We start from the raw sequence: 22,765 nt of genomic DNA, 5'->3' as shown, positions 1-22,765 counted from the left end.
TTGTCCTCCGTTTTATTTTCGTTTTCTTCCTAAACCAATACGGTCCATTGTTTTTGCTAGTTTTCTTTCAGTTACTTGAATTGCTCTATCTCTACCTTTGTCTAAAATTAAGTCTAATTCTTTTGAATTGATTAACTCATTGTATCTTTCTTGAATAGGTTTTAGTTCTTGAAAAACGATTGCACCTAGATCTTCTTTAAACTCTTTATAACCCTTACCTTCGTATTTGTCTTCTATATCATTAAAAGGCATATTAGTGATAACTGAATAAATCGTTAGTAAGTTAGAAATACCAGGTCTGTTTTCTGGATCATATTTAACAGTACCCATAGAATCAGTGATTGCACTTTTGATTCTTTTTTTAATGATATTTTCCGGATCTAACAAATTGATTCTTGATTTTTCATTATCATCAGACTTACTCATTTTAGCTGTTGGATTAGACAATGAATTAATCTTGGCTCCTATTTCCGCTATTAGCGGCTCAGGAACTGTGAAAATATCATTATATTTATTGTTCATTCTAACAGCAATATCTCTTGTTAATTCTAGATGTTGTTTCTGATCTTTTCCAACTGGTACAAAATCAGGATCATAAATCAAGATATCAGCAGCCATTAAAGTTGGATATGAAAATAATCCTACAGTAACGCCTTTTTCCTGTTTGCGTGCTTTGTCTTTGAATTGAGTCATTCTTTCTAACTCCCCCATGTACGAGTTGCATTGGAAAAGATATGCCATTTGCGAGTGGGCTGGGACTTCTGATTGAATAAATAGGTTTACTCTTTCAGGATCTAATCCACAAGCTATGTAAAGGGCAGCTAATTCTTTAATTAGTTTTCTTAAAACTTGTTTATCCTTATAAACAGTAATCGCATGTAAATCTGCGATAAAGATAAAGAACTCATAATCTGGTAATTTATCTTGTAATTTTACGAAGTTTTTAACACTTCCTAAATAGGTTCCGATATTTAATGAACCTGTTGGTTGGATTCCTGATAATATTCTTTTCATGATATTTCCTCCTTAAAATAAAAAAAAGTCCGTCCTAAAATAAGGACGAACTTATATAATCCGTGGTACCACCTTGGTTTCTATAAAAAATTATAGACACTTAGCTCTTTAACGCAGAGTTACGGATATGATTAGTATCGCTCGTAGATCCATTCCTTAAATTTGTTTTGCTTAGATTCCACCATTCTAAACTCTCTATATAAACAAGGTTATAAGTACTAATTCTAGTCATCGTTTTATTGATTATATAATACAATAATTATTCTTTTAATGCAACCTCTAATTCGTCTAGTAGTTTGTTTAATCTATTTACTACAGCTTTGAAAGGTTCTTTTGTAGTTAAATCTACACCAGCTTTTTTAACTTGATTTACAGGATAATCATTTCCACCAGAACGAAGTAATCCGATATGGTTTTTAATGTTTGATTTATCTTCTTGGACCATCTCATAAAGTTTTAATGAAGCCGCGAAACTTGTTGCGTATTGGTAAACATAGAATGGTGTATAGAATAAATGAGGGATATATGCCCAAACAAATTCTTTTCCATCTTCTTCAGTAATATCAATATCATAAAACTCTTTATATAAATCAACCATAATACCCGAAAGTGTTTCATAAGTAATTGGTGTTCCTTGTTCTGCTAGTTCGTGTGCTTTTAATTCATATGCAGCAAACAATGTTTGACGGTAGAATGTACCTAAAATATCATCGACTGATTGTTGTAATAATTGAATTTTATCTTCTTTTGAAGCATCACTGTTTTTAATGAAGTAGTCTAATAGATTATGTTCATTAAAAGTAGAAGCTATTTCAGCGACAAAGATTGTATAATTTTGTGTAGCAACTGGTTGGCTTTCAGCACTAAACATTGAGTGCATTGAATGTCCTGCTTCATGAGCTACAGTAAATACATTATTTAAGGTATCATCATAATTTAATAATATATAAGGATGTTCATTAATTGCACCCCAACTATATGCACCAGTTTGTTTACCTTCGTGTTCATAAACGTCAACATAACCGTCTTCTAAAGCTGTTTTTGCCTTGCTTTGGAACTCTTCATCTAAATGAGCAATTGACTTAAAGAATAAGTCTTTTGCTTCTTCGTATGTGAATTTAGAATTACCCGAAGCGAGAGGAATGAAACGATCATATGTATGATGTTTCTCAAGTCCTAAGAATTCTTTTCTCATTTGATAGTATCTTTTAATTGGAGCAGTGTTCTCTTTAGCAACCGCTACAAGGTTATGATATACATCTAAAGGAATGTTATTTCTAAATAAATAAGATTCTAAAGAACTAGAGTATTTTCTGTTTTTCATTGAAGCGATATTAGCTTGTAAGATCGTATTGTAAATCTGTGCATAAGCATTCTTTTTATCCTTGTACTGACTGAAGATAGATTTGAATACTATTTCACGGTCTTTCGGAGATTCCAAATCAGCGAGAAAACTACGGTAATTACCACTAGTAATTAAAACAGTTTCTCCAGAAGTTAAAGTAACTTCTTTGTCGACTTTGTCAGCAACACTTAAAGCAGTATAAACTTCGCTTCCTTGACCTGATAGTTGACTATAATTGGCAAGAATTGTTTCACTTTTTGCATCTAATACATGCTCTTGTAATCTAAATAATTTTTCTAGAGAGAACTTATATTCTTTTAATGTTTCATCTTTTTGAATGAATGAATTAATTACTTCCTGACCAATAGTTAATAATTCAGGTGATTCGAAGGCTGTTACTTGTCCTAATTTACTAGCTAATAATGCCATTCTTTGAACACGTGCTGCGTTCTCAGTATTCTTCTTGTTCAAATCACTTGTTAAGGCAGCATATTGATATACTTTTATAAAATCAATACCCAGTTCCTTTTGTAAAGTGTAGTACTCTTTGAACGATTCAAACTTATCTAATTTACCTTGGAAAGATCCTAGTTTTTCAATCGTTTCTTCGACTTTTCCCAAAGCTTTTTCCCATTCTTTTAAAGTTTTGTATAGTTTAGTTAAATCCCATTTCATATTATATTACCTCCTAATAATGTTATCATTATATTATAAGTAAACTGAAGTATAAAGCGTTATGACATTATTTTAAAAATTGTAGCATTTTTTGTGCCAAAATTTTATGTTGCAAGTTAAACAAATTATGTTATAATTAAAGTGCGAACTAACTATATTATAAAATTTATAAAGAAGAGGTGACGCGAATGATTACTATCTATACAACTCCAAGCTGCTCATCCTGCCGAAAAGCAAAAAAATGGTTTGATAATCATCGTATAGATTACCGTGAAAAAAATATATTTAATATTAAACTTACAAGAGATGACATCATAATGATGTTGAAAAATACTGATAATGGTTTTGAAGATATTATTTCAACAAGATCAAAAGTATTCCAAGAGCAAAATTTAGATATTGAAGATATGAGTATGAGCGCATTAACTAACTTTATTATTGCTAATCCAAGTGTTTTACGAAGACCAATTATTATTGAAGAGAAGAAAATGCAAGTAGGATATAATGAAGATGAAATACGAACATTCATTCCAAGAAGATTACGTGAAATTATCATGTGTACTACATGTGATAAGGGTAATGATTGTGATTATAAACATGCTTTAGATATTTACTTCAAAGAGTTACAAGAAAAAGAACGAGCAGGAGTACAAGTAGCATAAATCAAAACAAAAGAGAGGTCTAGACCTCTCTTTTTTTTGTAACAAATATTCCTAGAACTGTAAACCCTGCTAGTAATGCAAAGATAAATGTTGTTGTACTTATACCTTCCCATAGATCCTGGCTATTGTACAAGTGATTCTCTAAATTGAAAAATGCAAGATCAATTTCATCGGTATCAGTATTATTCTCGATAACTATGACATTTATTGTATATGATTTTGAGTCTTCCAGTTCTAAATCAAATAAATAACCATCTAATTCCCCGGGTACTACATTAGTCTGTGATTCGGTAACTATGGTAGGGTCGGTTTCTCCGTCAACTGCGATTGTAAATAGAATTTTTTCTAGTACTTCATCACTTGAATTAAGGATAACCAATTCATAACCATCGTCAACCAATGTAGTTTGAAATAGAACGGCATCATCTGGTAGATTTCCTACTATTGAATAATAAGTACCAGTAAACTGTGGCTTTTCTGGTGTGTTATTAGCGTATAAGAAACTTTCCTCGAGTTGTGTAGAATAATTATAAGCTATCATTGATGAAATCAATGATAGAAGTAATAGGAAAAAAGGTAAAATAATTACTAGTATTCGTTTCATTATATCACTCCTTGGCTTTATTATAGCATAAAACCATATTTTATAGTTATTATAATTTATTGCATTTTTTAACTATGAGAACCTTTTCATTATTTTGTAAGCGATACCATCGTGTTTGAAATGTTGACATAACCTTCTAAACAAAGTATAATCTACATAAGTAAAATATTTAAAATAAATGAAGATTTTGTAAAGATGGCAAATTACTCAATACGGGGAAAGTTCTATTTTTTATGCAGTCTTCATTTTTTCTTAAAAATAATATTTACTACTTTATTTGAAAATAAGTCATTTTCAGAAAAGAGATGGAGGATTATGAAGAGTTATTACTTAAAGAAGATTCTTTCCTCGATAATAACGTTAATAATTGTTATTACAATAGTTTTCTTCATGTTAAGAGCAATTCCTGGTGGACCTTTCGCCAGAGAAAAACCCTTACCTGATGCAACTAGAGAAAGACTCGAAGAGGCGTATGGTCTCAACTTACCTCTACATGAGCAATATTTCATGTATATGGGGAATTTGTTAAGAGGAGATTTAGGACCGTCATTTAGAAATCCAGCTTATTCAGTAAATCAATTGCTGGCAGCAGGGATTCCTAGTACAGCGAAAGTTGGAGGTCTGGCTGTAGTATTCATTGTTTTATTGGGGATACCTTTAGGGGTGATTTCCGCATTGAAGTCTAATACCTATATTGATTATGGTGTTATGCTTATGGCAACAATTGGAGTAACTGTTCCATCCTTTGTTATAGGATCTATATTTATTATTATAGCGCAGTACATTGATTGGATTCCTGTAGGAAGTTTAGATAAGTTCCCAGTGTCTTATATCGGACCTGTTGTAGCCTTATCTGGATACTCTTTATCATTTGTAGCTAGGTTGACTAGATCTAGTATGTTAGAGGTATTAAGACAAGATTATATTAGAACTGCTAGGGCAAATGGTTTAAGTGAATTTAAAGTAATATTCAAACATGCATTAAAAAATGGTTTAATTCCTGTTGTGACATATATAGGTCCAATGATTGCAGCTTTAATGACAGGATCATTTGTAGTTGAACAGGTATTTAATATCCCAGGAATTGGGAAGTATTTCACACAATCTATAAACTCGCAAGATTACACTTTAGTTATTGGTGTTACAATATTCTATGCGGCTTTCTATATATTCATGGTCTTCTTGGTAGACATTTTATATTCAGTTATTGATCCAAGAATTAAGATGGGGAGGTAATAGAATATGAATAAGAACTTTAATAAAGTTTCTAGTGATGCAAAACTAGACAAAGAACAGACAAGAAAAAGCCTAACTTATTGGCAAGATGTGTGGAGAAGATTAAGGAAAAATAAATTATCAATATTAGGAATGTTCGGTACATTTATTGTAATTTTGTTAGCTGTTGTTGGACCATTGGTTAACCCGCATTCTTATAAGCAACAAAACTTAGAATACAAAAATATACCCCCTCAATTTGAAATTTATGAATTGACGGATGATTTAAATATTTATTTATCAGGTACTTTTGAATTAATTCAAGTTAGTGATAGTGGAGAATTAATTAAAAGATTTGAGAAATCAGCAACTGATTTTGATGTCGCTACTAGAACTCAAATATTTAGATTATTTGATGAAAATGGTATTGAAATAGATCAAGTTACCGCTGATTATTCATATTCAACAGACCCTACAAAGGCTCACGTCGGAATCGACTATAGCTTTATATATCATGGGGAAGAAATTCAACAACCGACAGAGAAGGTATGGAATACAACATTCTTACTTGGTACCGATGCATTTGGTAGAGATTTATTTGCCAGAGTATTATATGGTATTGGTGTTTCATTACAAATTGCTGTAATAGCCGCAGTTATTAACTTATTAATTGGTGTAATTTACGGTAGTATTTCTGGATATGTTGGAGGTAGTACAGACAATATTATGATGAGGATAGTTGATATAATTAACTCAATTCCTTTATTACTATATGTAATTCTATTAATGGTTGTTCTTAGAGATAGTCCGTTTGAAGAGAATATCTTAAATCCGGTATTCGGTGAAAGTGGACTAGGAACTATTATCATAGCATTAGTATCAATCTACTGGGTAGGTATGGCTCGTCTAGTTAGAGCACAAATGTTAGGTTTAAAAGAGCAAGAATATGTTTTAGCTGCAAGAACAATTGGAGTTAGCCATAAAAATATAATTAGTAGACACTTAGTACCGAATGCACTTGGTCCTATCATCGTTACATTAACTATGATGATTCCATCTGCAGTATTCACCGAAGCATTCTTAAGTTTCATTGGTCTTGGTATTAATGAACCTGCAGCATCTTTAGGTGCTTTAGCTAACGATGGAGCGCAAGTATTCCAAAGTTATCTATACCAACTAGTGGTACCATCAGTCGTTATCGCGTTTATGATGTTATCGTTCAACTTTGTTGGGGATGGTTTACGTGATGCATTAGATCCAAGGTTAAGAAAAGGTTAGGTGAAGAATATGAGTGAAAAAATACTACAATTAAACAATTTAGAAACATCATTCTTTACTCATTTAGGTGAAGTTAAAGCGGTACGTGGTGTAACTTATGGACTTAACAAAGGTGGAGTTTTAGGAATCGTAGGAGAAAGTGGTAGTGGTAAAAGTGTAACAAGTTTATCAATTATCCGCTTAATTGAATCACCAGGTAAAATCAAAAATGGTGAAGTAATCTTTGATGGTGTCGATTTAACAACATTATCAGAATCTGAAATGCAAGAATTAAGAGGTTCAGAAATTTCAATGATCTTCCAAGATCCGATGACATCTTTAAACCCAGTTTATACAATTGAAAATCAAATGGTTGAAGTTATTAGACGCCATATGAAAATACCAAAAGAACAAGCTTTAGAAGAAGCAAAATTAATCACAAATGAAAGCAAAAAAGCTAAAGAGCTTGAAGATATTGAAAAAGGAATTACACGTCCTTTTAACAAGCAAGAAGCATTTGATAGAGCAATCAATTATTTAACTTTAGTGGGTATTCCAGAACCTGAAGAAAGAATTGGCCAATATCCGCATCAATTTAGTGGTGGGATGAGACAACGTGCATTAATAGCTATGGCGTTATCTTGTGAACCAAAACTATTAATTGCAGATGAACCAACGACTGCTTTAGACGTTACAATCCAAGCACAAATTCTGGATTTACTAAAAGATATCCAAAAAAATCTTGGAACTTCAATAATCTTTATTACTCATGATTTAGGAGTAATTGCTGAGATTTGTCAAGATGTAGTGGTAATGTACGGTGGAATGGTTATGGAAAAAGGAACAGTTGAAGAAATTTTCTATAATGCACAACATCCATATACAAAAGGATTACATCAATCAATTCCAAAAGATATCGTTGGACAAAAAGAAAGATTAGTGCCAATTGATGGATCACCACCGGACTTACTAAGTCCTCCAAAAGGTTGTCCATTCAGCCCTCGTTGTGAACATGCTATGGAAGTTTGTTTACAAGAAGCGGCTCCATTATACAAAATCAGTGACACACAAGTTTCTGCTTGTTGGTTACAAGATCCGAATGCTCCTGTAGTTAAAGGATTTACTAAAAGTGGGGGTGCTGAATAATGGCTGAAAAAGAAGTATTATTACGTGTTAAGAATTTAAAGAAACACTTTCTATTAAGTCGTGATTTCTTTGGTGGAAACGAGAAAAAAGTTCATGCTGTTGATGGCATTGATTTCCATATATTCAAAGGTGAAACATTTGGATTAGTTGGAGAATCTGGTTGTGGGAAATCTACAACTGGGCGTACAATCATCAACTTATATAAAAATACTGCAGGTTCTGTTTATTTTGAAGATAAGTTGATCAGTATGGGATTTGGTGACATCAAAGAGGAAATAAAAGAAGTTTCAAAAGATTTTAAAAGTAGAATTAAGGCAACGGAAGATAAAAGTGCCCAAGATGAATTACGAAATGAAATGAATGAAATAATATCTGAGTTAAAAGTTAAATTGAGAGATGCAAAACATCTATCTAAAGAAGCAACTCATGATCCTGGTGACATTCAAATGATTTTCCAAGATCCATATGCGTCACTTAATCCAAGAATGACTGTTTCTGAAATTGTCGCTGAAGGTATTAAAACACATAAATTACTTGAAGGTGACGCAATCAGTGAAAGAGTTTATTCGTTATTGGAAACAGTAGGGTTAAAACGTGAACATGCGTCTCGTTATCCTCATGAATTTAGTGGTGGACAACGTCAAAGAATCGGAATCGCTAGAGCACTTGCAGTTGATCCAAAGTTAATTATTTGCGATGAACCAATTAGTGCACTTGACGTTTCAATTCAAGCGCAAGTTGTAAACATGTTAGAAGACTTACAAAATAAATTAGGATTAACTTACTTGTTTATTGCTCATGATTTATCAATGGTTAAGTATATTAGTAGCCGTATTGGTGTTATGTATTTAGGTAAATTAATGGAAGTTGCTGAAAGTGACCCATTATATGCTGAACCTTTACATCCTTATACTAAGTCACTATTATCATCAATTCCATTACCAGATCCTGAAGCAAATAGAAATAGTGATAGAATCATCTTAGAAGGAGATGTTCCATCACCAGTAAATCCAAAACCGGGTTGTCGATTTGCATCGCGTTGTCGTTATGCAAAAGATATCTGTTTCCAAAAAGACCCAGTTATTGAAGAAGTGAAACCAAGTCGATATGTGGCTTGTCACTTAGTAAAAGAAATAAATAAATTGTAATAACCATAGGAAACTATGTTATTAAATAAAAAGATGGAGGAGTTTTATGAAAAAATTATTAGTTTTATTTGTTGCATTCTTCTTAGTGGTAACTCTTAGCGCATGTACTGGCGATGGAGAAGGAGTAGTGCTAAACTGGAACATCGGTGCTGACCCTAGAACATTAGACCCAGGTCTAAATGGTGCTAGTGATGGTGGAGATGTTATTAACAATACCTTTGAAGGTCTAGTTAGAGAAAAAAATGGTGAAGTATTCCCAGGTATGGCAACTGAATGGGTTACTACAGCAGATGGTATGACAGTAACTTTCACAATTCGTGAAGATGCAAAATGGTCTGACGGAACAGAATTAGACGCAGACGACTTTGTACGTTCATGGTTACGTGGTATGGATCCTCGTAGTGCAAGTGAATATTCATGGATATGGCATTATACAAATGTTGTTGGTTCAGACGCATATAGTAGTGCTGTACAAGACATCGATGATAATGATACACCTGACGACGATACTGATGATATCAAACTTGAAACTGATGCTGAATTTGATGCTAGATTAGATACTTTAGCTGCAGCTGTTGGAATCAAATCATTAGACGGTGGAGCTAAATTAGAAGTTAAATTAATCGCTCCTACTAACTGGTTTGTATCATTAATGTCATTCTATCACTTCTTACCTGTACCAGTTGGTGCAACTACAGATGGTGAAGGTGCATGGGCAAAAAATCCTGAATTAGCAGTTAGTAACGGTCCTTTCGTTTTAACTGATTATAAAATTGGAGAAAGCCTACAATTAACAAAAAATGAAGAATATTGGAACGCAGAAAATGTTGGTATTGATGTAATTGAAGCTGAATTTATTGATTTAGCTACAACTGCTTATGCAAAATACTATGCTGGTGAATTAGATATTATTCCTAGTGTACCAACTGCAGAAATTCCTGGCTTAATCGCTACTTCTGAAGAATTCCATATTTTCGCATCATTAGGAACTTATTACATCAACTTCAACCTTTCTGGTTGTGAAGACGGTGGAAATAGAGACATCGGTGATAGAGATAATGAAATATTCTGTAATGATAATTTACGTCAAGCTTTAGCTTTATCAATTGATCGTGATGAAATTACAGCAGCTTTAGGTGCTGGACAAGTACCTGCTGGTGGATTTATCCCTCCTGGTTTCCAAGATGATACTGGAGCAGATTTCTATGATACTGCAAAAAATGATTCTGATATCGTAACTGATGATGGTTCATATGCAATTGCTGTTGATTACTTTGCTGCAGCTGCAGCTGATTTAGATATGACAGTTGCTGAATTGCAAGCTGAATTAGGAACAAAAGAATACCGTTATAATACTTCAGACGGACATGAAACTGTTGCTGTATTAATTCAAGGTATGTGGTCAGAAAACTTAGGATTTGACATTAACTTAGCTAATGAAGCATGGAGCTTATTCCAAGCTACTAGAACTGCTGGTAACTTCGATATGGCACGTGGTGGTTGGTTAACTGACTTTATGGATCCTTCTGGTATGATTGGTATCTTTACACAAGGTAACGCATACAATGATCCTGATTATGATAATGCTGCATTTGAAGCAAAATTATTAGAAGCGTCTTCAGCTACTACAGCTGCAGCTCACTTCTCTGCTTTATACGATGCACATGCATTATTCATGGCAGATATGCCAGTAATCCCTATCTATCACTATAACGACCAATGGTTAGTAAAATCTTACGTAACTGGTTGGGGACGTTCAGTATTAGGTGGAGTAGATTTCTCAACAGCTCAAGTTGATAGACCTGAGTAATTAAATTTTAATAAATTAAGTAGGTTGCTTTTAAAGCACCTACTTTTTTTTATGTTTTATCCCTGAAATAATGTGCGAATGTAAGAAAGCGTTTTTACTAGAGCCCTTATTAGTTGTAATTTCAAATTAAAACATTTATAATATACTTGATATTAAAAATAAAATATTTGGAGGAATTATTATGGCTATTAAAGTTGCTATTAATGGATTCGGACGTATTGGTCGTTTAGCATTTAGACTAATGAACGAAAATCCTGATTTTGAAATCGTTGCATTAAACGATTTAACAGACGCAGAAACACTTGCTTACTTACTTAAATATGATACAGCACAAGGGAAATACAAAAGTGATAGTATTTCAGTTGATGGAGATTCAATCGTAGTTGACGGGAATCCTGTCAAAGTTTATGCACAAAGAGATCCTGAATTATTACCTTGGGGTAAACTTGGTGTAGAAGTAGTATTAGAATGTACTGGATTCTTTACTTCTTTAGAAGGTGCCGAAAAACACATTAAAGCAGGAGCTCAAAAAGTAGTAATCTCAGCTCCAGCAAAAGGTGACATGAAAACTATTGTTTACAATGTTAACCATGAAATCTTAGACGGAACTGAAACTGTAGTAAGTGGTGCTTCATGTACTACTAACTGTTTAGCTCCAGTTGTAAAAGTATTAAATGATAGTTTTGGATTAGTAAAAGGATTCATGACTACAGTTCATGCTTATACTAACGCTCAAAACACTTTAGATGCTCCACATCCTAAAGGAATTAACTCACGTCGTGGACGTGCTGCTGCAGAAAACATCGTACCTACAAGTACAGGTGCTGCTGTTGCTGTTGGTAAAGTATTACCTGAGTTAAACGGAAAACTTGATGGTTATGCATTACGTGTTCCAACTCCTACAGGTAGTTGTGTAGATTTAACTGTTGAATTAGCTAAAAACGTTACAGTTGAAGAAGTAAACGCTGCAATGAAAGCTGCTTCAAACGAAACTTTAGGTTACACTGAAGATCCAATCGTATCATCAGATACAATTGGAATCGAATACGGTTCATTATTTGATTCACAATTAACTAAAGTAATGGAAGTAGACGGAAAACAAATGGTTAAAGTAGTAACATGGTATGATAACGAAATGAGTTATACTGCTCAAATGGTTCGTACTATTGCTCATTTAGCTTCTAGCTTGAAATAACAACTAAAAAGACTTCCTTGGAAGTCTTTTTTTTATTTAAATATGGTATAATTTAGAAGAGGTGAACATTATGAATCCATTTTTAATAAATAGAAATAGATTATTTGAACAATTAGACGAAGACAGTGTATTACTACTTCATAGCGGAAACGCACCACACCGTACAACTGATCAGTTTTATCCATTCCTAGTTTCTAAGAACTTTTTCTATCTAACAGGAGTTAAAGAATCAAATTGTACATTGATGTTAATAAAAACAAAGAAAGAAAGTAAATCTTTCTTATTTATTGATGAAACAACTAAATTCATGAAACAATGGGTTGGAGAAAAAATCTCCAAAGAAGAGGCAAGTACGGTTTCTGAGATAGACATTAAAAACATAATGTTTAATCCAGTTCTAGAGAAATTCGTAAACAAAATTATGACCTATACTAGAGGAAACAATATATTACCACCAAATGTAATGTACTTAGATATGTTTAGACCTTCAACTAAACACGACCCTTTAGCTTATAAAGAATATAAAAAGTTCATTGATAAGTACCCAGAATTACAAGTAAAGAATCTTAATGAACATACAAGTTATTTAAGAATGTTTAAAAATAAATATGAAATAGATGATCTTAAAAAAGCCATTAGAATCACTAACGAAGGTATTAAGAGAATGATGAAGGAAGTTGAACATCGTTACTACGAAAACCAAGTTGAAGCAGATTTTATGCATGAAATAACCTTGAACGGAACTAGAAAAGTTGGGTTTGATACAATTTTAGCTTCAGGTAAAAATGCGACAATTCTTCATTATGAAGACAACAATCAAAGAATTGAAAAGAACTCACTTATTCTTTGTGATTTAGGTGCTGAATGGGATGAGTATAGTGCTGATATTTCCCGTACTTTTCCTAGTAGCGGAGAATTCTCAGATCGCCAAAAAGAGTTGTATGAAATCGTCTTAAAAACAAACAAAGAAACGATCAATTTTGTGAAACCAGGCTTAACCTGGAAAGAGTTAAATGATTTTGCGAAAAACATCTTAATCACTGAATGCAAAAGAATCGAATTAATTATAGAAGACGAAGAAATTTCTAAATATTATTATCACAGCATTGGTCATTTCTTAGGTTTAGACGTTCATGATGTTGGACAATACGGAGTAACTATTCAAGAAGGTATGGTACTTACTATTGAACCAGGTCTATATATTAAAGAAGAGGAAATTGGAATCCGCATTGAAGATGATGTGTTAGTTACTAAGAATGGATGCATTAACTTAAGTGATGATATTATTAAAGAAGTAGATGATATAGAAAGATTTATGAGATAGTAAAGGAAAATATATGAATATAAAAGTTATTGAGAATAATGATGAGAAACAGAAAATTGCATCGAAAATTCTTTTGAATTTACCTGAATGGTTTGGGATAGAAGAATCGACAAAAGAGTATGTATCTAATGTAATTAAGTACCCATTTATAGCTGCGTATAATAATGATGAAGCTATTGGTTTTTATTCTTTACGAGAAGAGAATAAGGATGTGCTTGAAATGTATGTTCTTGGAATACTAAAGAAATATCATAATCAAGGAATAGGAACTCTTCTACAAGAATACGTAAATAAGTACGCAAGAAATAAGAACTATAAGTACTTAATGGTTCTCACTCTTGCAGAAAAAGTGCAAAACAAAGAGTACTTACAAACTAGAAATTTCTATCTTAAAATGAACTTCATTGATTTCTATCAAAATGATGATATTTTTGACAAGTTTAATCCTTGTCAAATTATGATGAAGATGATTTAAATATTATAATAGGGGTGGCAAAATGATTTCATTATATGATCTATTCATGATACCCTTAGAAAAAAGTGGCATCATAAAAGCTAGAAAAGAATTAATTCCAAAAGCTAAGGGAACCATATTAGAAATAGGTTCAGGTACAGGAGTTAATATAAAATACTATAACTTTGATGCCGTTGATAAACTCACTATGACTGATAAAAAACTAAGTAAGAAGATTAGACAAATTGCTTCTACTGGTATAGAACTAATAGAAGTCAATGTTGAAGAATTACCTTTCTTAGACAATTCTTTTGATTATATTATTCACACTTTGGTATTTTGCAGTGTCTCTGATGTAAATAAAGGAATCCAAGAACTAAAACGAGTTCTTAAACCGACAGGAACAATTATGTTCATTGAGCATATCTTGCCTGAGAAAAAGGGCTATAAAGGTTTATTTAATTTTGTTAATCCCGCATGGAGAAGGATTGCTTCAGGTTGTAATCTAAACAGAGACTACGAATCTTCACTTCTTGCTAATGGATTTAAGGTAATAAATTCATCAAAATTTATGAACACCGCATTTGTATATGGTGAAGCAATAATTCAATAATGATACTTACATAATAGTAATTGATAGTAACGACTTAGATTGGTCGTTACTATTTTTTTATAGGTAATAATTTAATGTTATTTATCAACTAATTTGAAGTGAAATTATGCTATAATTAGGTAGGTGATTTAAATGGACTTTATACAAGGAAAAGTAAAAGCAATTATCTATCATAATGATGATAATTCATACACAATTATTAAAATCAAAGTAACTGATGCCACTGAAAAAATGGGACTTTTTGCTTATGATGATTTTGATTATGTCACAGTCACTGGATATTTTCCCCAACCGATGCGCGGAGAAGAAATAAAATTCTTTGGAGAATTCAAAGAACATAATCGCTATGGAATGCAATATGTGGTCAACAATTTTGAAAAGTTAAGCGACACTTCAATTCCAGGGTTAATTGAATATCTAGCAAGTGATTTATTTAAGGGAGTCGGGATAAAGACGGCTCAAAACATAGTAACTAAACTTGGTGCTAACCTTATCAAAATGGTAATTGAAGACAAAGCAGTTTTAAATGGAGTTCCCAAGTTATCAGATAAACTAATTGATGTTATCTACGATGGACTTGTAGAAAATAAAGCCGCAGAGAATACTTTAATCAAGTTGTATGGATACGGAATCACTCCAAAAATGGCAATCAAGATATATAAGTTTTATCAAAACGAAACAATTGCGATTATCGAGAGTAATCCGTACCAACTAATATACGATATTGAAGGTATTGGATTTGAAAGAGCAGATCAAATTGCTAAGAAGTTAGGATTCAAAGATGATGATCCGTTAAGAATAAAAGCAATGATTATTTTCCTATATAATTTAATGGGGATTAATTATGGTCATACGTTCTTATATTATGATCAATTACTAGAATATTTAATCAAAGCACTTAACAAAACAAAAGAGTTAGTTCAAGAATCAACGATTAAAGAATATATTGATGAATTAGTAGATGATGGATTCTTTACTATTGAAGATAACATTATTAAACTAAAAACAATAAATTATGCAGAGCAAAATATTACAGAAAAAATTAAGGAATTAAGTAATTATGAACAAGAAGAGATAGACGAAAACAAAGTATTAGAGTTAATTAAACTATATGAAGGAATTCATGATATTGAATATACTAATTTACAAAAGAAATCAATTCTAAGAGCTTTAAAAGCAAATATCTTTATTTTAACTGGAGGTCCAGGTACAGGGAAAACTACAGTTATTAAAGGTTTAGTCTTTGTTTACGCTAAATATCATCAAATACCGATTGAGTACAATAATACTTTATTTGAAGTAAAACTTATTGCCCCAACAGGTAGAGCTGCTAAAAGAATGAATGAAACAACTAGTCTCCACGCTGAAACGATTCATCGTTTCTTAGGTTATTCATATGACGGTAAGTTTATTCATAATAAAGATAACTTAGTTGATGCACAAGTAATCATCGTTGATGAAGCATCAATGATTGATGTATTTTTAGCTTCACAGTTATTACAAGCAATTCCTAAGGAAACAAAACTTATCATTGTTGGTGATGAGGATCAATTGCCAAGTGTTGGACCAGGACAAATCTTAAAAGATTTAATCGATAGTGATATGATTGATTATACAAGATTAAAAACAATTCACCGTCAAGCTAACGATTCTAATATTATTGCGTTAGCCCATAGTATAAACACTGAATCAATACCTGGGGACATTTTAAATGTCTATGAGGATAGAATGTTTGTTGAAGAAAAATCCATACACTTTCAAACTAGATTAATCAGTAGTATTAACTATCTGATTAATCAAGGATATGATCTCTACGAAGATATTCAAATATTAATTCCGATGTATCGCGGTAGTACAGGAATTGATAGTGTAAATAGATTGATTCAAAAAGAATTTAACCAAAATACTGAAAAAGCGATCGTTCATGGTGATAGAGAATTTAGAATAGGTGATAAAGTAATACAACTAACAAATCAAATTGAAGACCAAATTATGAATGGTGATCAAGGGATTGTTATTGGGATTACAAGTGAAGAGATTTTGATAGTCGATTTCTTCGGAATCGAGGTTGCTTATAAAAAAGGAGATTTAATAAATCTTAAACACGCATTTGCTATGAGCATCCATAAATCACAAGGTAGCGAATACAAAGTAGTAATTATGCCGTTATTTAGAAGTTATTCTATCATGCTTAAGCGTAAACTAATTTATACAGGTGTAACTCGTGCAAAACAGAAACTCATTCTTATGGGAGATTTGAATGCATTCCGCTATGGTGTTGAAAGAATAGAAGCAGAACGACAAAGTGTCTTAAAAGATCTAATTGCAAACAAGATTTTAGAAAAAGCACCAATAATAACAAAGAAAACTGAAAAGTATATTAAAGATCCAACCATTCCTTTTGAAACTTTGGGTGAAAATTTAGAAGAGGGAATTACCCCATACTCATTTATGGAAGATTAATTCCAATTAATTTTAAATATCTATTGTAAAAAGGAAATATATAAATTACAATAAAAGTGACTTTTTAAACTAGTCCAGAGAGGCGTGTAAAAGTTTATGTTTGATTTCCGAGGAAATTGCTTTTTTACAAGAACATAAATCTAACTTTTATAAATTCTTCTGGTCTAGAACTGGAAGAATTTTTTTATATCATAAGGAGGATTTATGAAAAATCTATTTTCGTTAGAAGAATTATCAGTTTTAGACATTACAGAAATTATAGAATCAGCCGTTGAATTTAAAAACGGTAAAGACTACAAGGAATTACAAGGAAAAAAAGTAGTAAACTTATTCTTTGAAAACTCAACAAGAACACATTACAGTTTTATTGCAGCAGAACAAAACCTAGGTATGATTGACACAAACTTTAATGCGGCTTCATCAAGCGTAAAAAAAGGGGAAAGCCTTTATGACACAATTAGAACATTTGAAGCACTAGGATTTGATTCAATGGTAATAAGACATCCCCAAAACAATTACTTCAAACAACTAGATGGTATCAATGTACCATTAATGAATGGTGGAGACGGAACAGGGAATCACCCAACACAAAGTTTGTTAGACTTAATGACAATTTATGAAGAATACGGTAAATTTAAAGATCTAAAAATTGCAATTGTTGGTGATATTAGACATTCCCGAGTAGCTCACACAAACATCAAAGTAATGGAACGTCTCGGTATGAAAGTTTATATTACTGGACCTAAAGAATTTGATGATGGTAGCGGGGAACACATAGAATTTAATCAGGCAATCGAAGAAATGGATATAATTATGTTATTACGTGTTCAGTACGAACGACATGGTTATGAAATCCAGTTATCAAAAGAAGAGTATCTAGCTGATTATGGTTTAACAATGGACAAGGTTGCTAAAATGAAAGACCATGCAATCATCATGCATCCAGCACCATTTAACCGAAAAACCGAAATAGATGATGACGTAGTTGAATGCTATAAATCGAGAATCTTTAAACAAATGACAAATGGTGTTTACACAAGAATGGCTGTCCTAAAGTGGGTGTTTGATTATGAGTAAAATCATTATTGATAATGAAACAATGAAAAGAACTTTACGACGATTAGCTTATGAAATCATTGAACAAAATGAACAACTAAATAATGTTGTATTATTGGGAATAAGAAAAAAAGGTGTTATCATCGCTTCAATAATTCAAGAAAACATTTTGAAGATTGAAGGGGTTAACTTAGAAACATACGAGATCGATATCACCCCATATCGTGATGATATTGAAAGTGATATCCCTAAATCAATAAACAAAGAATATGTCAAATCAGACCTAACAGATAAAATCGTAATACTTGTTGATGATGTTCTATACACAGGAAGAACAGTACGAGCAGCGATGGATGCTATTATCGATCTTGGAAGACCAAGTAAAATTGAACTTGCTGTATTAGTAGATAGAGGTCATCGTCAGTTACCAATTAGAGCTAATTTTATTGGAAAGAACATTCCTACATCAAGTGATGAACTTGTCAAAGTAACAGTCACAGACTTAAAGGGACAAGATAAAGTAGAAATCATAAAATAATGGGAATACTATTAAAAAACGGACAAGTATTAATTAAAAAAGAATTAGAAAGAAAAGATATCTTAATTGAAGGTGATATCATCAGTAGAATTGATGAAGACATCCTTGAAGATAATCATAAAATAATAGATTGTGAAAACTTATTTATTTCACCAGGGCTTATCGATATGCATGTTCATTTAAGGGAACCTGGATATGAGAATAAAGAAACAATATTAACAGGAACAAAAGCAGCAGCTAAAGGTGGATATAGTCTAGTTTGCGCTATGCCGAATACAAAACCAGCTCCTGATAATATTAAAACACTAAACCATATTCTAGACCTTATTAATGAAAAAGCATTAATAAAGGTATTACCATACGCAACAATAACAGAAGGACAAAATAACTTCAGTCCCCTTGTTGATATGGATCAAATGAAAAACAAAGTTTGTGGTTTTTCAAATGATGGATATGGAATCCAATCAACAAGACAAATGTATGACGCTATGCATCTAGCACATCTCCATGAAACGTTAATCGCCGCACACTGCGAAGATGAAGAAATCCTCTTTGGAGGATATGTTCATAAAGGAAATAAGGCAGTACGAGAAGGTTGGGATGGTATCACTTCCTTAAGTGAATCAATCCAAATAGCTCGTGATACTTTGATAGCTGAAGAAACAAAAGCTAAATATCATGTTTGTCACATATCTACAAAAGAAGGCGTAAGAATTGTTAGAGATGCAAAAAAAAGAGGAGTTAATGTTACTTGTGAAGTAACCCCTCACCATCTGCTCTTAACTGAAAATGATGTTCTAGATGGTAATACAAAAATGAATCCTCCGGTTCGAGAACTAAAAGATAAATACGCACTAATAAGTGGGTTACTAGATGGAACAATCGATATGATTTCAACAGACCACGCCCCTCATACAGAAGATGAAAAACAAAAAGGATTAAAAGAAGCACCTTTTGGAATAGTTGGTTTAGAAACAGCATTTCCATTAATTTATACCAATTTTGTTGAATCAGGAATAGCTTCATTGCATGATATTGTTAAATGGTTTAGTTATAATCCAGCAAAAAGACTAAATTTAGGATATGGGAAATTACTAGAAGGAAGAGTTGCTGATATAACAATTATTGATCTCCACACAGAAAAAGAAATTAATAAAAACGATTTTGTATCAAAAGGGAAAAACACACCATTTGATAAATGGGTATGTAAAGGTTGGCCTCTTATGACAATCGTAGATGGAAAAATAGTTTATGAAGAAGGTGTATTCTATGAGTAACTATAAAGTATTAAGTAACACTTTAATCGCCTACAAAACATATGAAATGAGATTATTTGGAAATACTGAAAAGATTACGAATCCAGGACAATTCTTAAACATTAAAATAGATGATTCATATCAAGCGTTTCTAAGAAGACCAATTAGCATTTCTAAATATAAGGAAAATGAAATAACGATTATATATAAAGTATTTGGTGAAGGAACGGATCGTCTATCAAAGAAAAAATTCCTTGATGTATTAGATATCCTATCACCTCTAGGTAATGGATTTACAGTATTAAAAGAACATGAAAAAGTTCTTTTAATAGGTGGCGGAGTAGGAGTGCCACCACTAATTGGGGTAGCCTTAGAACTAAAGAAAAATAATATTAAATTTGACGCAGTATTAGGATTTAATAACCAGTATGATGTCTTTAAAGAGAGTGTCTTTAACGCACTAGCCGAAAATACATATATTGCCACTATGGATGGTAGTTATGGTTATAAAGGAAATGTTGTTGATGTTATCAAGCAACTAGACATTGAATTTGATTATTATTATTCATGTGGACCTGAACCAATGCTTCATGCATTAGTAAAAGAAGGATATGAAGGACAATTATCATTTGAAGAAAGAATGGGTTGTGGCTTTGGAGCTTGTATGGGTTGTACTCATAAAACAATTGATTCTTATAAAAGAATCTGTAAAGAAGGTCCAGTATTAGAATCAAAAGAGGTATATATAATATGATAAATCTAAAAACAACCTTGCCAGGCTTAGAACTGGATAATCCAATTATTCCAGCTTCTGGAACATTTGGATTTGGTTATGAATTTGCAGAATTTTACGATATAAATGTTTTAGGAAGTTTTTCTTTCAAAGGAACAACTCTAAATTCAAAATTTGGTAATCCTACCCCAAGAATTGCTGAGAGTTATGCCGGAATGTTAAATGCTATCGGTCTTCAAAACCCGGGAGTTAATGATGTATTAGGTATAGAGTTAGAGAAACTAAAAAAAGTCTATAATAAGAAAGTAATAGCTAATATCGGCGGTAGCACAAAAGAAGAATACTTAGAAGCATGTAAAATCATAAGTACTTCAGATATTGTCGGTGCAATAGAACTAAATATTAGTTGTCCAAATGTAAAACAAGGTGGAATGACATTTGGGACAGACCCAAAAGTAGCATATGATTTAACAAAAGCAGTAAAAGAAATTACTGATTTACCACTCTATGTAAAACTCTCACCAAATGTTACTGATATAAAAGTAATTGCAAAAGCAGTTGAAGATGCTGGTGCCGATGCTATTAGTATGATAAATACCCTTGTAGGTATGCGTATTAACTTAAAAACTGGTAAACCAGTTTTAGCGAATACTTACGGAGGTTTTAGCGGACCTGCAATAAAACCTGTAGCATTAAAAATGGTTCATGAAGTTTATAAAACTGTCAGTATTCCAATCATAGGAATGGGTGGGATTATGAATGCGTATGACGTCATTGAAATGATGATGGCAGGTGCGACAGCAGTTCAAGTTGGAACAGCAAATTTAATTGATCCATATGCATCACTAAAGATCATTGAAGAATTACCCAAAGTAATGAAGGAACTAAAAATAAATAATCTAAAAGATATAATAGGATGGAGCCATAAATGAAAAATGTAATTATCGCATGTGATTTTAAAGATAAAGAGGAATTAAACAGTTTCTTAAATAAAATGCCAAACAAAAGACCTTTCCTAAAAATTGGAATGGAACTCTTTTATAAAGAAGGTCCATTATTAATTAAAGAACTTAAACAAAAAGGTTATAAAATATTTTTAGATTTAAAACTACACGATATTCCAACAACTGTTTATAAAGCAATGAAAAATATTGCCTTACTAGATGTCGAATTAACAAACATCCACGCAAGTGGTGGAGTTAAAATGATGGAGTACGCTAAAAAAGCAATTGATGAAGTTGGTAGTAGTACAATCTTGATAGCAGTAACACAACTTACTTCAACAAGTGATGAAGCATTAAAAGATGAACTATTAATAAATACACCAATGAATGAAACTATTAAACACTATGCTAAAAACACTAAAAAAGCAGGATTAGTTGGTGTAGTATGTTCACCTTTAGAAGCACCAATTATGAATGAACTAGGATTAATAAGTGTGACACCAGGAATAAGATTTAGTAGTAATAATGCTGATGATCAAGTCCGTGTTTCAACTCCAGCATTAGCTAAAGAATTGGGGAGTACTTATATCGTTGTTGGTAGAAGTATCACAAAAGCAGATAATCCTGTAGAAGCTTACGAAAAATGTTTGAAGGAGTTCTTATAATGGAAAAAATAATTGCTAAAGAATTATTGAAAATTAATGCTGTATTCCTACGTCCTAACGATCCATTTACTTGGGCAAGTGGAATTAAATCTCCAATCTATTGTGATAATAGATTAACGTTGTCTTATCCTAAAACAAGACACATAATTGAATTTGCGCTTGCTGAAAAAGTAAAAGAGAAATACCCACAATGTGAATACATTATGGGTACATCAACAGCAGGAATTGCTCATGCTGCTTTAGTATCTGAATTACTTGCATTGCCTATGGGTTATGTAAGAAGTTCAAGTAAAGATCATGGTCGAGGTAATGCGATTGAAGGGAAAATAATAAAAGGGGCAAAAGTTGTTGTTATTGAGGATTTAATTTCAACCGGTGGAAGTTGTGTAAAAGTTGTTAATGCATTAAAAGCCGCAGAGTTTGAAGTATTAGGAGTTGTAGCAATTTTTAGCTATAATCTTAAAAAAGCTACTAAAGTATTTAAAGAAAATAATACTGAGTATCATACAATAAGTAATTATGATGTTTTAAAACAAGTAGCTCTAGAAAAAGATTACATCAAAGAAGAAGATTTAGCAAAACTAGATAAATGGAAACAAGACCCAACTGACGAATCTTGGATGAAATAGAAAAAAGGCACTCTATATT

21 protein-coding genes and 1 other annotated feature are annotated in these 22,765 nt (G+C 32.1%); of the genes, 18 read left to right on the top strand and 3 right to left on the bottom strand.

Annotated elements, in window-relative coordinates; translation table 11 throughout:
- Positions 1-12: 12 nt before the first annotated feature.
- Together trpS and pepF are read right to left on the bottom strand one after the other, a co-directional pair.
- A complete protein-coding gene (trpS, locus tag KQ51_RS08290) occupies positions 13-1,014 on the bottom strand; it encodes a tryptophan--tRNA ligase (protein WP_038471129.1) in 1,002 nt (333 codons plus the stop codon).
- 38 nt (positions 1,015-1,052) lie between these two features.
- Positions 1,053-1,255, bottom strand: a binding site (T-box leader).
- A gap of 18 nt (positions 1,256-1,273) precedes the next feature.
- Positions 1,274-3,034 carry an oligoendopeptidase F gene (gene pepF / locus KQ51_RS08285; RefSeq protein WP_038471127.1) on the bottom strand — a complete coding sequence of 587 codons (1,761 nt, stop codon included), beginning with the start codon at positions 3,032-3,034 and terminating at the stop codon, positions 1,274-1,276.
- Positions 3,035-3,222: 188 nt separating this feature from the next.
- Here pepF and spx point away from each other — a divergent pair, with 188 nt between their 5' ends.
- Positions 3,223-3,696: a transcriptional regulator Spx gene (gene spx / locus KQ51_RS08280; protein ID WP_038471125.1), complete on the top strand. Its 474-nt coding sequence runs from the start codon at positions 3,223-3,225 to the stop codon at positions 3,694-3,696.
- Positions 3,697-3,715: 19 nt separating this feature from the next.
- Here the strand turns inward: spx and KQ51_RS08275 are convergent, their stop codons facing one another.
- Positions 3,716-4,300: a hypothetical protein gene (locus KQ51_RS08275; protein WP_038471122.1), complete on the bottom strand. Its 585-nt coding sequence runs from the start codon at positions 4,298-4,300 to the stop codon at positions 3,716-3,718.
- 315 nt (positions 4,301-4,615) lie between these two features.
- Here KQ51_RS08275 and KQ51_RS08270 point away from each other — a divergent pair, with 315 nt between their 5' ends.
- From KQ51_RS08270 to pyrE, 17 genes are all read left to right on the top strand, one after another.
- Positions 4,616-5,536: an ABC transporter permease gene (locus KQ51_RS08270; RefSeq protein WP_038471120.1), complete on the top strand. Its 921-nt coding sequence runs from the start codon at positions 4,616-4,618 to the stop codon at positions 5,534-5,536.
- Positions 5,537-5,542: 6 nt separating this feature from the next.
- On the top strand, positions 5,543-6,793 hold the full coding sequence (locus KQ51_RS08265; protein ID WP_038471118.1) for an ABC transporter permease: 1,251 nt from the start codon (positions 5,543-5,545) through the stop codon (positions 6,791-6,793).
- Positions 6,794-6,802: 9 nt separating this feature from the next.
- A complete protein-coding gene (locus KQ51_RS08260; protein ID WP_038471116.1) occupies positions 6,803-7,918 on the top strand; it encodes an ABC transporter ATP-binding protein in 1,116 nt (371 codons plus the stop codon).
- Positions 7,918-9,066, top strand: a complete 1,149-nt coding sequence (locus KQ51_RS08255; protein ID WP_038471113.1) for an ABC transporter ATP-binding protein — start codon at positions 7,918-7,920, stop codon at positions 9,064-9,066. The genes KQ51_RS08260 and KQ51_RS08255 overlap by 1 nt, the downstream gene beginning before the upstream one ends.
- 46 nt (positions 9,067-9,112) lie before the next feature.
- On the top strand, positions 9,113-10,876 hold the full coding sequence (locus KQ51_RS08250) for a peptide ABC transporter substrate-binding protein (protein ID WP_038471111.1): 1,764 nt from the start codon (positions 9,113-9,115) through the stop codon (positions 10,874-10,876).
- Positions 10,877-11,057: 181 nt separating this feature from the next.
- Positions 11,058-12,071, top strand: coding sequence for a type I glyceraldehyde-3-phosphate dehydrogenase (gene gap / locus KQ51_RS08245; RefSeq protein ID WP_038471110.1), 1,014 nt, complete (start codon positions 11,058-11,060; stop codon positions 12,069-12,071).
- 70 nt (positions 12,072-12,141) lie between these two features.
- On the top strand, positions 12,142-13,395 hold the full coding sequence (locus KQ51_RS08240; RefSeq protein ID WP_038471108.1) for an aminopeptidase P family protein: 1,254 nt from the start codon (positions 12,142-12,144) through the stop codon (positions 13,393-13,395).
- Between the two features lie 13 nt (positions 13,396-13,408).
- A complete protein-coding gene (locus KQ51_RS08235) occupies positions 13,409-13,870 on the top strand; it encodes a GNAT family N-acetyltransferase (protein WP_038471105.1) in 462 nt (153 codons plus the stop codon).
- A gap of 22 nt (positions 13,871-13,892) precedes the next feature.
- Positions 13,893-14,462: a class I SAM-dependent methyltransferase gene (locus tag KQ51_RS08230; RefSeq protein WP_052609398.1), complete on the top strand. Its 570-nt coding sequence runs from the start codon at positions 13,893-13,895 to the stop codon at positions 14,460-14,462.
- A 132-nt stretch (positions 14,463-14,594) separates the two neighbouring features.
- Complete coding sequence (gene recD2 / locus KQ51_RS08225) at positions 14,595-16,925, top strand: SF1B family DNA helicase RecD2 (RefSeq protein WP_052609396.1); 2,331 nt, start codon at positions 14,595-14,597, stop codon at positions 16,923-16,925.
- Positions 16,926-17,129: 204 nt separating this feature from the next.
- Positions 17,130-18,002, top strand: coding sequence for an aspartate carbamoyltransferase catalytic subunit (locus KQ51_RS08220; protein WP_038471104.1), 873 nt, complete (start codon positions 17,130-17,132; stop codon positions 18,000-18,002).
- Entirely contained in the window at positions 17,995-18,519 is a 525-nt protein-coding gene (pyrR, locus tag KQ51_RS08215; RefSeq protein ID WP_038471102.1) for a bifunctional pyr operon transcriptional regulator/uracil phosphoribosyltransferase PyrR, read from the top strand. Before KQ51_RS08220 ends, pyrR begins: the two co-directional genes overlap by 8 nt.
- Positions 18,519-19,796: a dihydroorotase gene (locus tag KQ51_RS08210; RefSeq protein ID WP_038471100.1), complete on the top strand. Its 1,278-nt coding sequence runs from the start codon at positions 18,519-18,521 to the stop codon at positions 19,794-19,796. Before pyrR ends, KQ51_RS08210 begins: the two co-directional genes overlap by 1 nt.
- Positions 19,789-20,529, top strand: a complete 741-nt coding sequence (locus KQ51_RS08205; RefSeq protein ID WP_038471098.1) for a dihydroorotate dehydrogenase electron transfer subunit — start codon at positions 19,789-19,791, stop codon at positions 20,527-20,529. Before KQ51_RS08210 ends, KQ51_RS08205 begins: the two co-directional genes overlap by 8 nt.
- Positions 20,526-21,440 (top strand): dihydroorotate dehydrogenase, encoded by a 915-nt coding sequence (locus KQ51_RS08200; protein ID WP_038471095.1) that lies wholly within the window; start codon positions 20,526-20,528, stop codon positions 21,438-21,440. The genes KQ51_RS08205 and KQ51_RS08200 overlap by 4 nt, the downstream gene beginning before the upstream one ends.
- Positions 21,437-22,117, top strand: a complete 681-nt coding sequence (gene pyrF / locus KQ51_RS08195; protein WP_038471094.1) for an orotidine-5'-phosphate decarboxylase — start codon at positions 21,437-21,439, stop codon at positions 22,115-22,117. Before KQ51_RS08200 ends, pyrF begins: the two co-directional genes overlap by 4 nt.
- On the top strand, positions 22,117-22,746 hold the full coding sequence (gene pyrE, locus KQ51_RS08190) for an orotate phosphoribosyltransferase (RefSeq protein WP_038471091.1): 630 nt from the start codon (positions 22,117-22,119) through the stop codon (positions 22,744-22,746). The genes pyrF and pyrE overlap by 1 nt, the downstream gene beginning before the upstream one ends.
- Positions 22,747-22,765: the final 19 nt, after the last annotated feature.

Source organism: Candidatus Izimaplasma bacterium HR1 (assembly GCA_000755705.1).
GTDB lineage: Bacteria > Bacillota_I > Bacilli_A > Izemoplasmatales > Izemoplasmataceae > Xianfuyuplasma.
The sequence above is the reverse complement of the archived record's forward strand: the minus strand, read 5'-3'. Positions and strand labels throughout refer to the sequence as shown.

Excerpts from the sequence above, each read along its gene's own strand:
- pyrE (WP_038471091.1), top strand. The coding sequence starts at position 22,117 with ATGGAAAAAATAATTGCTAAAGAATTATTGAAAATTAATGCTGTATTC.
- recD2 (WP_052609396.1), top strand. The coding sequence starts at position 14,595 with ATGGACTTTATACAAGGAAAAGTAAAAGCAATTATCTATCATAATGAT.
- spx (WP_038471125.1), top strand. The coding sequence starts at position 3,223 with ATGATTACTATCTATACAACTCCAAGCTGCTCATCCTGCCGAAAAGCA.
- KQ51_RS08210 (WP_038471100.1), top strand. The coding sequence starts at position 18,519 with ATGGGAATACTATTAAAAAACGGACAAGTATTAATTAAAAAAGAATTA.
- KQ51_RS08240 (WP_038471108.1), top strand. The coding sequence starts at position 12,142 with ATGAATCCATTTTTAATAAATAGAAATAGATTATTTGAACAATTAGAC.
- KQ51_RS08260 (WP_038471116.1), top strand. The coding sequence starts at position 6,803 with ATGAGTGAAAAAATACTACAATTAAACAATTTAGAAACATCATTCTTT.
- pepF (WP_038471127.1), bottom strand. The coding sequence starts at position 3,034 with ATGAAATGGGATTTAACTAAACTATACAAAACTTTAAAAGAATGGGAA.
- pyrF (WP_038471094.1), top strand. The coding sequence starts at position 21,437 with ATGAAAAATGTAATTATCGCATGTGATTTTAAAGATAAAGAGGAATTA.
- KQ51_RS08235 (WP_038471105.1), top strand. The coding sequence starts at position 13,409 with ATGAATATAAAAGTTATTGAGAATAATGATGAGAAACAGAAAATTGCA.
- KQ51_RS08255 (WP_038471113.1), top strand. The coding sequence starts at position 7,918 with ATGGCTGAAAAAGAAGTATTATTACGTGTTAAGAATTTAAAGAAACAC.
- KQ51_RS08270 (WP_038471120.1), top strand. The coding sequence starts at position 4,616 with ATGAAGAGTTATTACTTAAAGAAGATTCTTTCCTCGATAATAACGTTA.
- trpS (WP_038471129.1), bottom strand. The coding sequence starts at position 1,014 with ATGAAAAGAATATTATCAGGAATCCAACCAACAGGTTCATTAAATATC.
- KQ51_RS08200 (WP_038471095.1), top strand. The coding sequence starts at position 20,526 with ATGATAAATCTAAAAACAACCTTGCCAGGCTTAGAACTGGATAATCCA.
- KQ51_RS08275 (WP_038471122.1), bottom strand. The coding sequence starts at position 4,300 with ATGAAACGAATACTAGTAATTATTTTACCTTTTTTCCTATTACTTCTA.
- gap (WP_038471110.1), top strand. The coding sequence starts at position 11,058 with ATGGCTATTAAAGTTGCTATTAATGGATTCGGACGTATTGGTCGTTTA.
- KQ51_RS08220 (WP_038471104.1), top strand. The coding sequence starts at position 17,130 with ATGAAAAATCTATTTTCGTTAGAAGAATTATCAGTTTTAGACATTACA.
- KQ51_RS08250 (WP_038471111.1), top strand. The coding sequence starts at position 9,113 with ATGAAAAAATTATTAGTTTTATTTGTTGCATTCTTCTTAGTGGTAACT.
- KQ51_RS08205 (WP_038471098.1), top strand. The coding sequence starts at position 19,789 with ATGAGTAACTATAAAGTATTAAGTAACACTTTAATCGCCTACAAAACA.
- pyrR (WP_038471102.1), top strand. The coding sequence starts at position 17,995 with ATGAGTAAAATCATTATTGATAATGAAACAATGAAAAGAACTTTACGA.
- KQ51_RS08230 (WP_052609398.1), top strand. The coding sequence starts at position 13,893 with ATGATTTCATTATATGATCTATTCATGATACCCTTAGAAAAAAGTGGC.
- KQ51_RS08265 (WP_038471118.1), top strand. The coding sequence starts at position 5,543 with ATGAATAAGAACTTTAATAAAGTTTCTAGTGATGCAAAACTAGACAAA.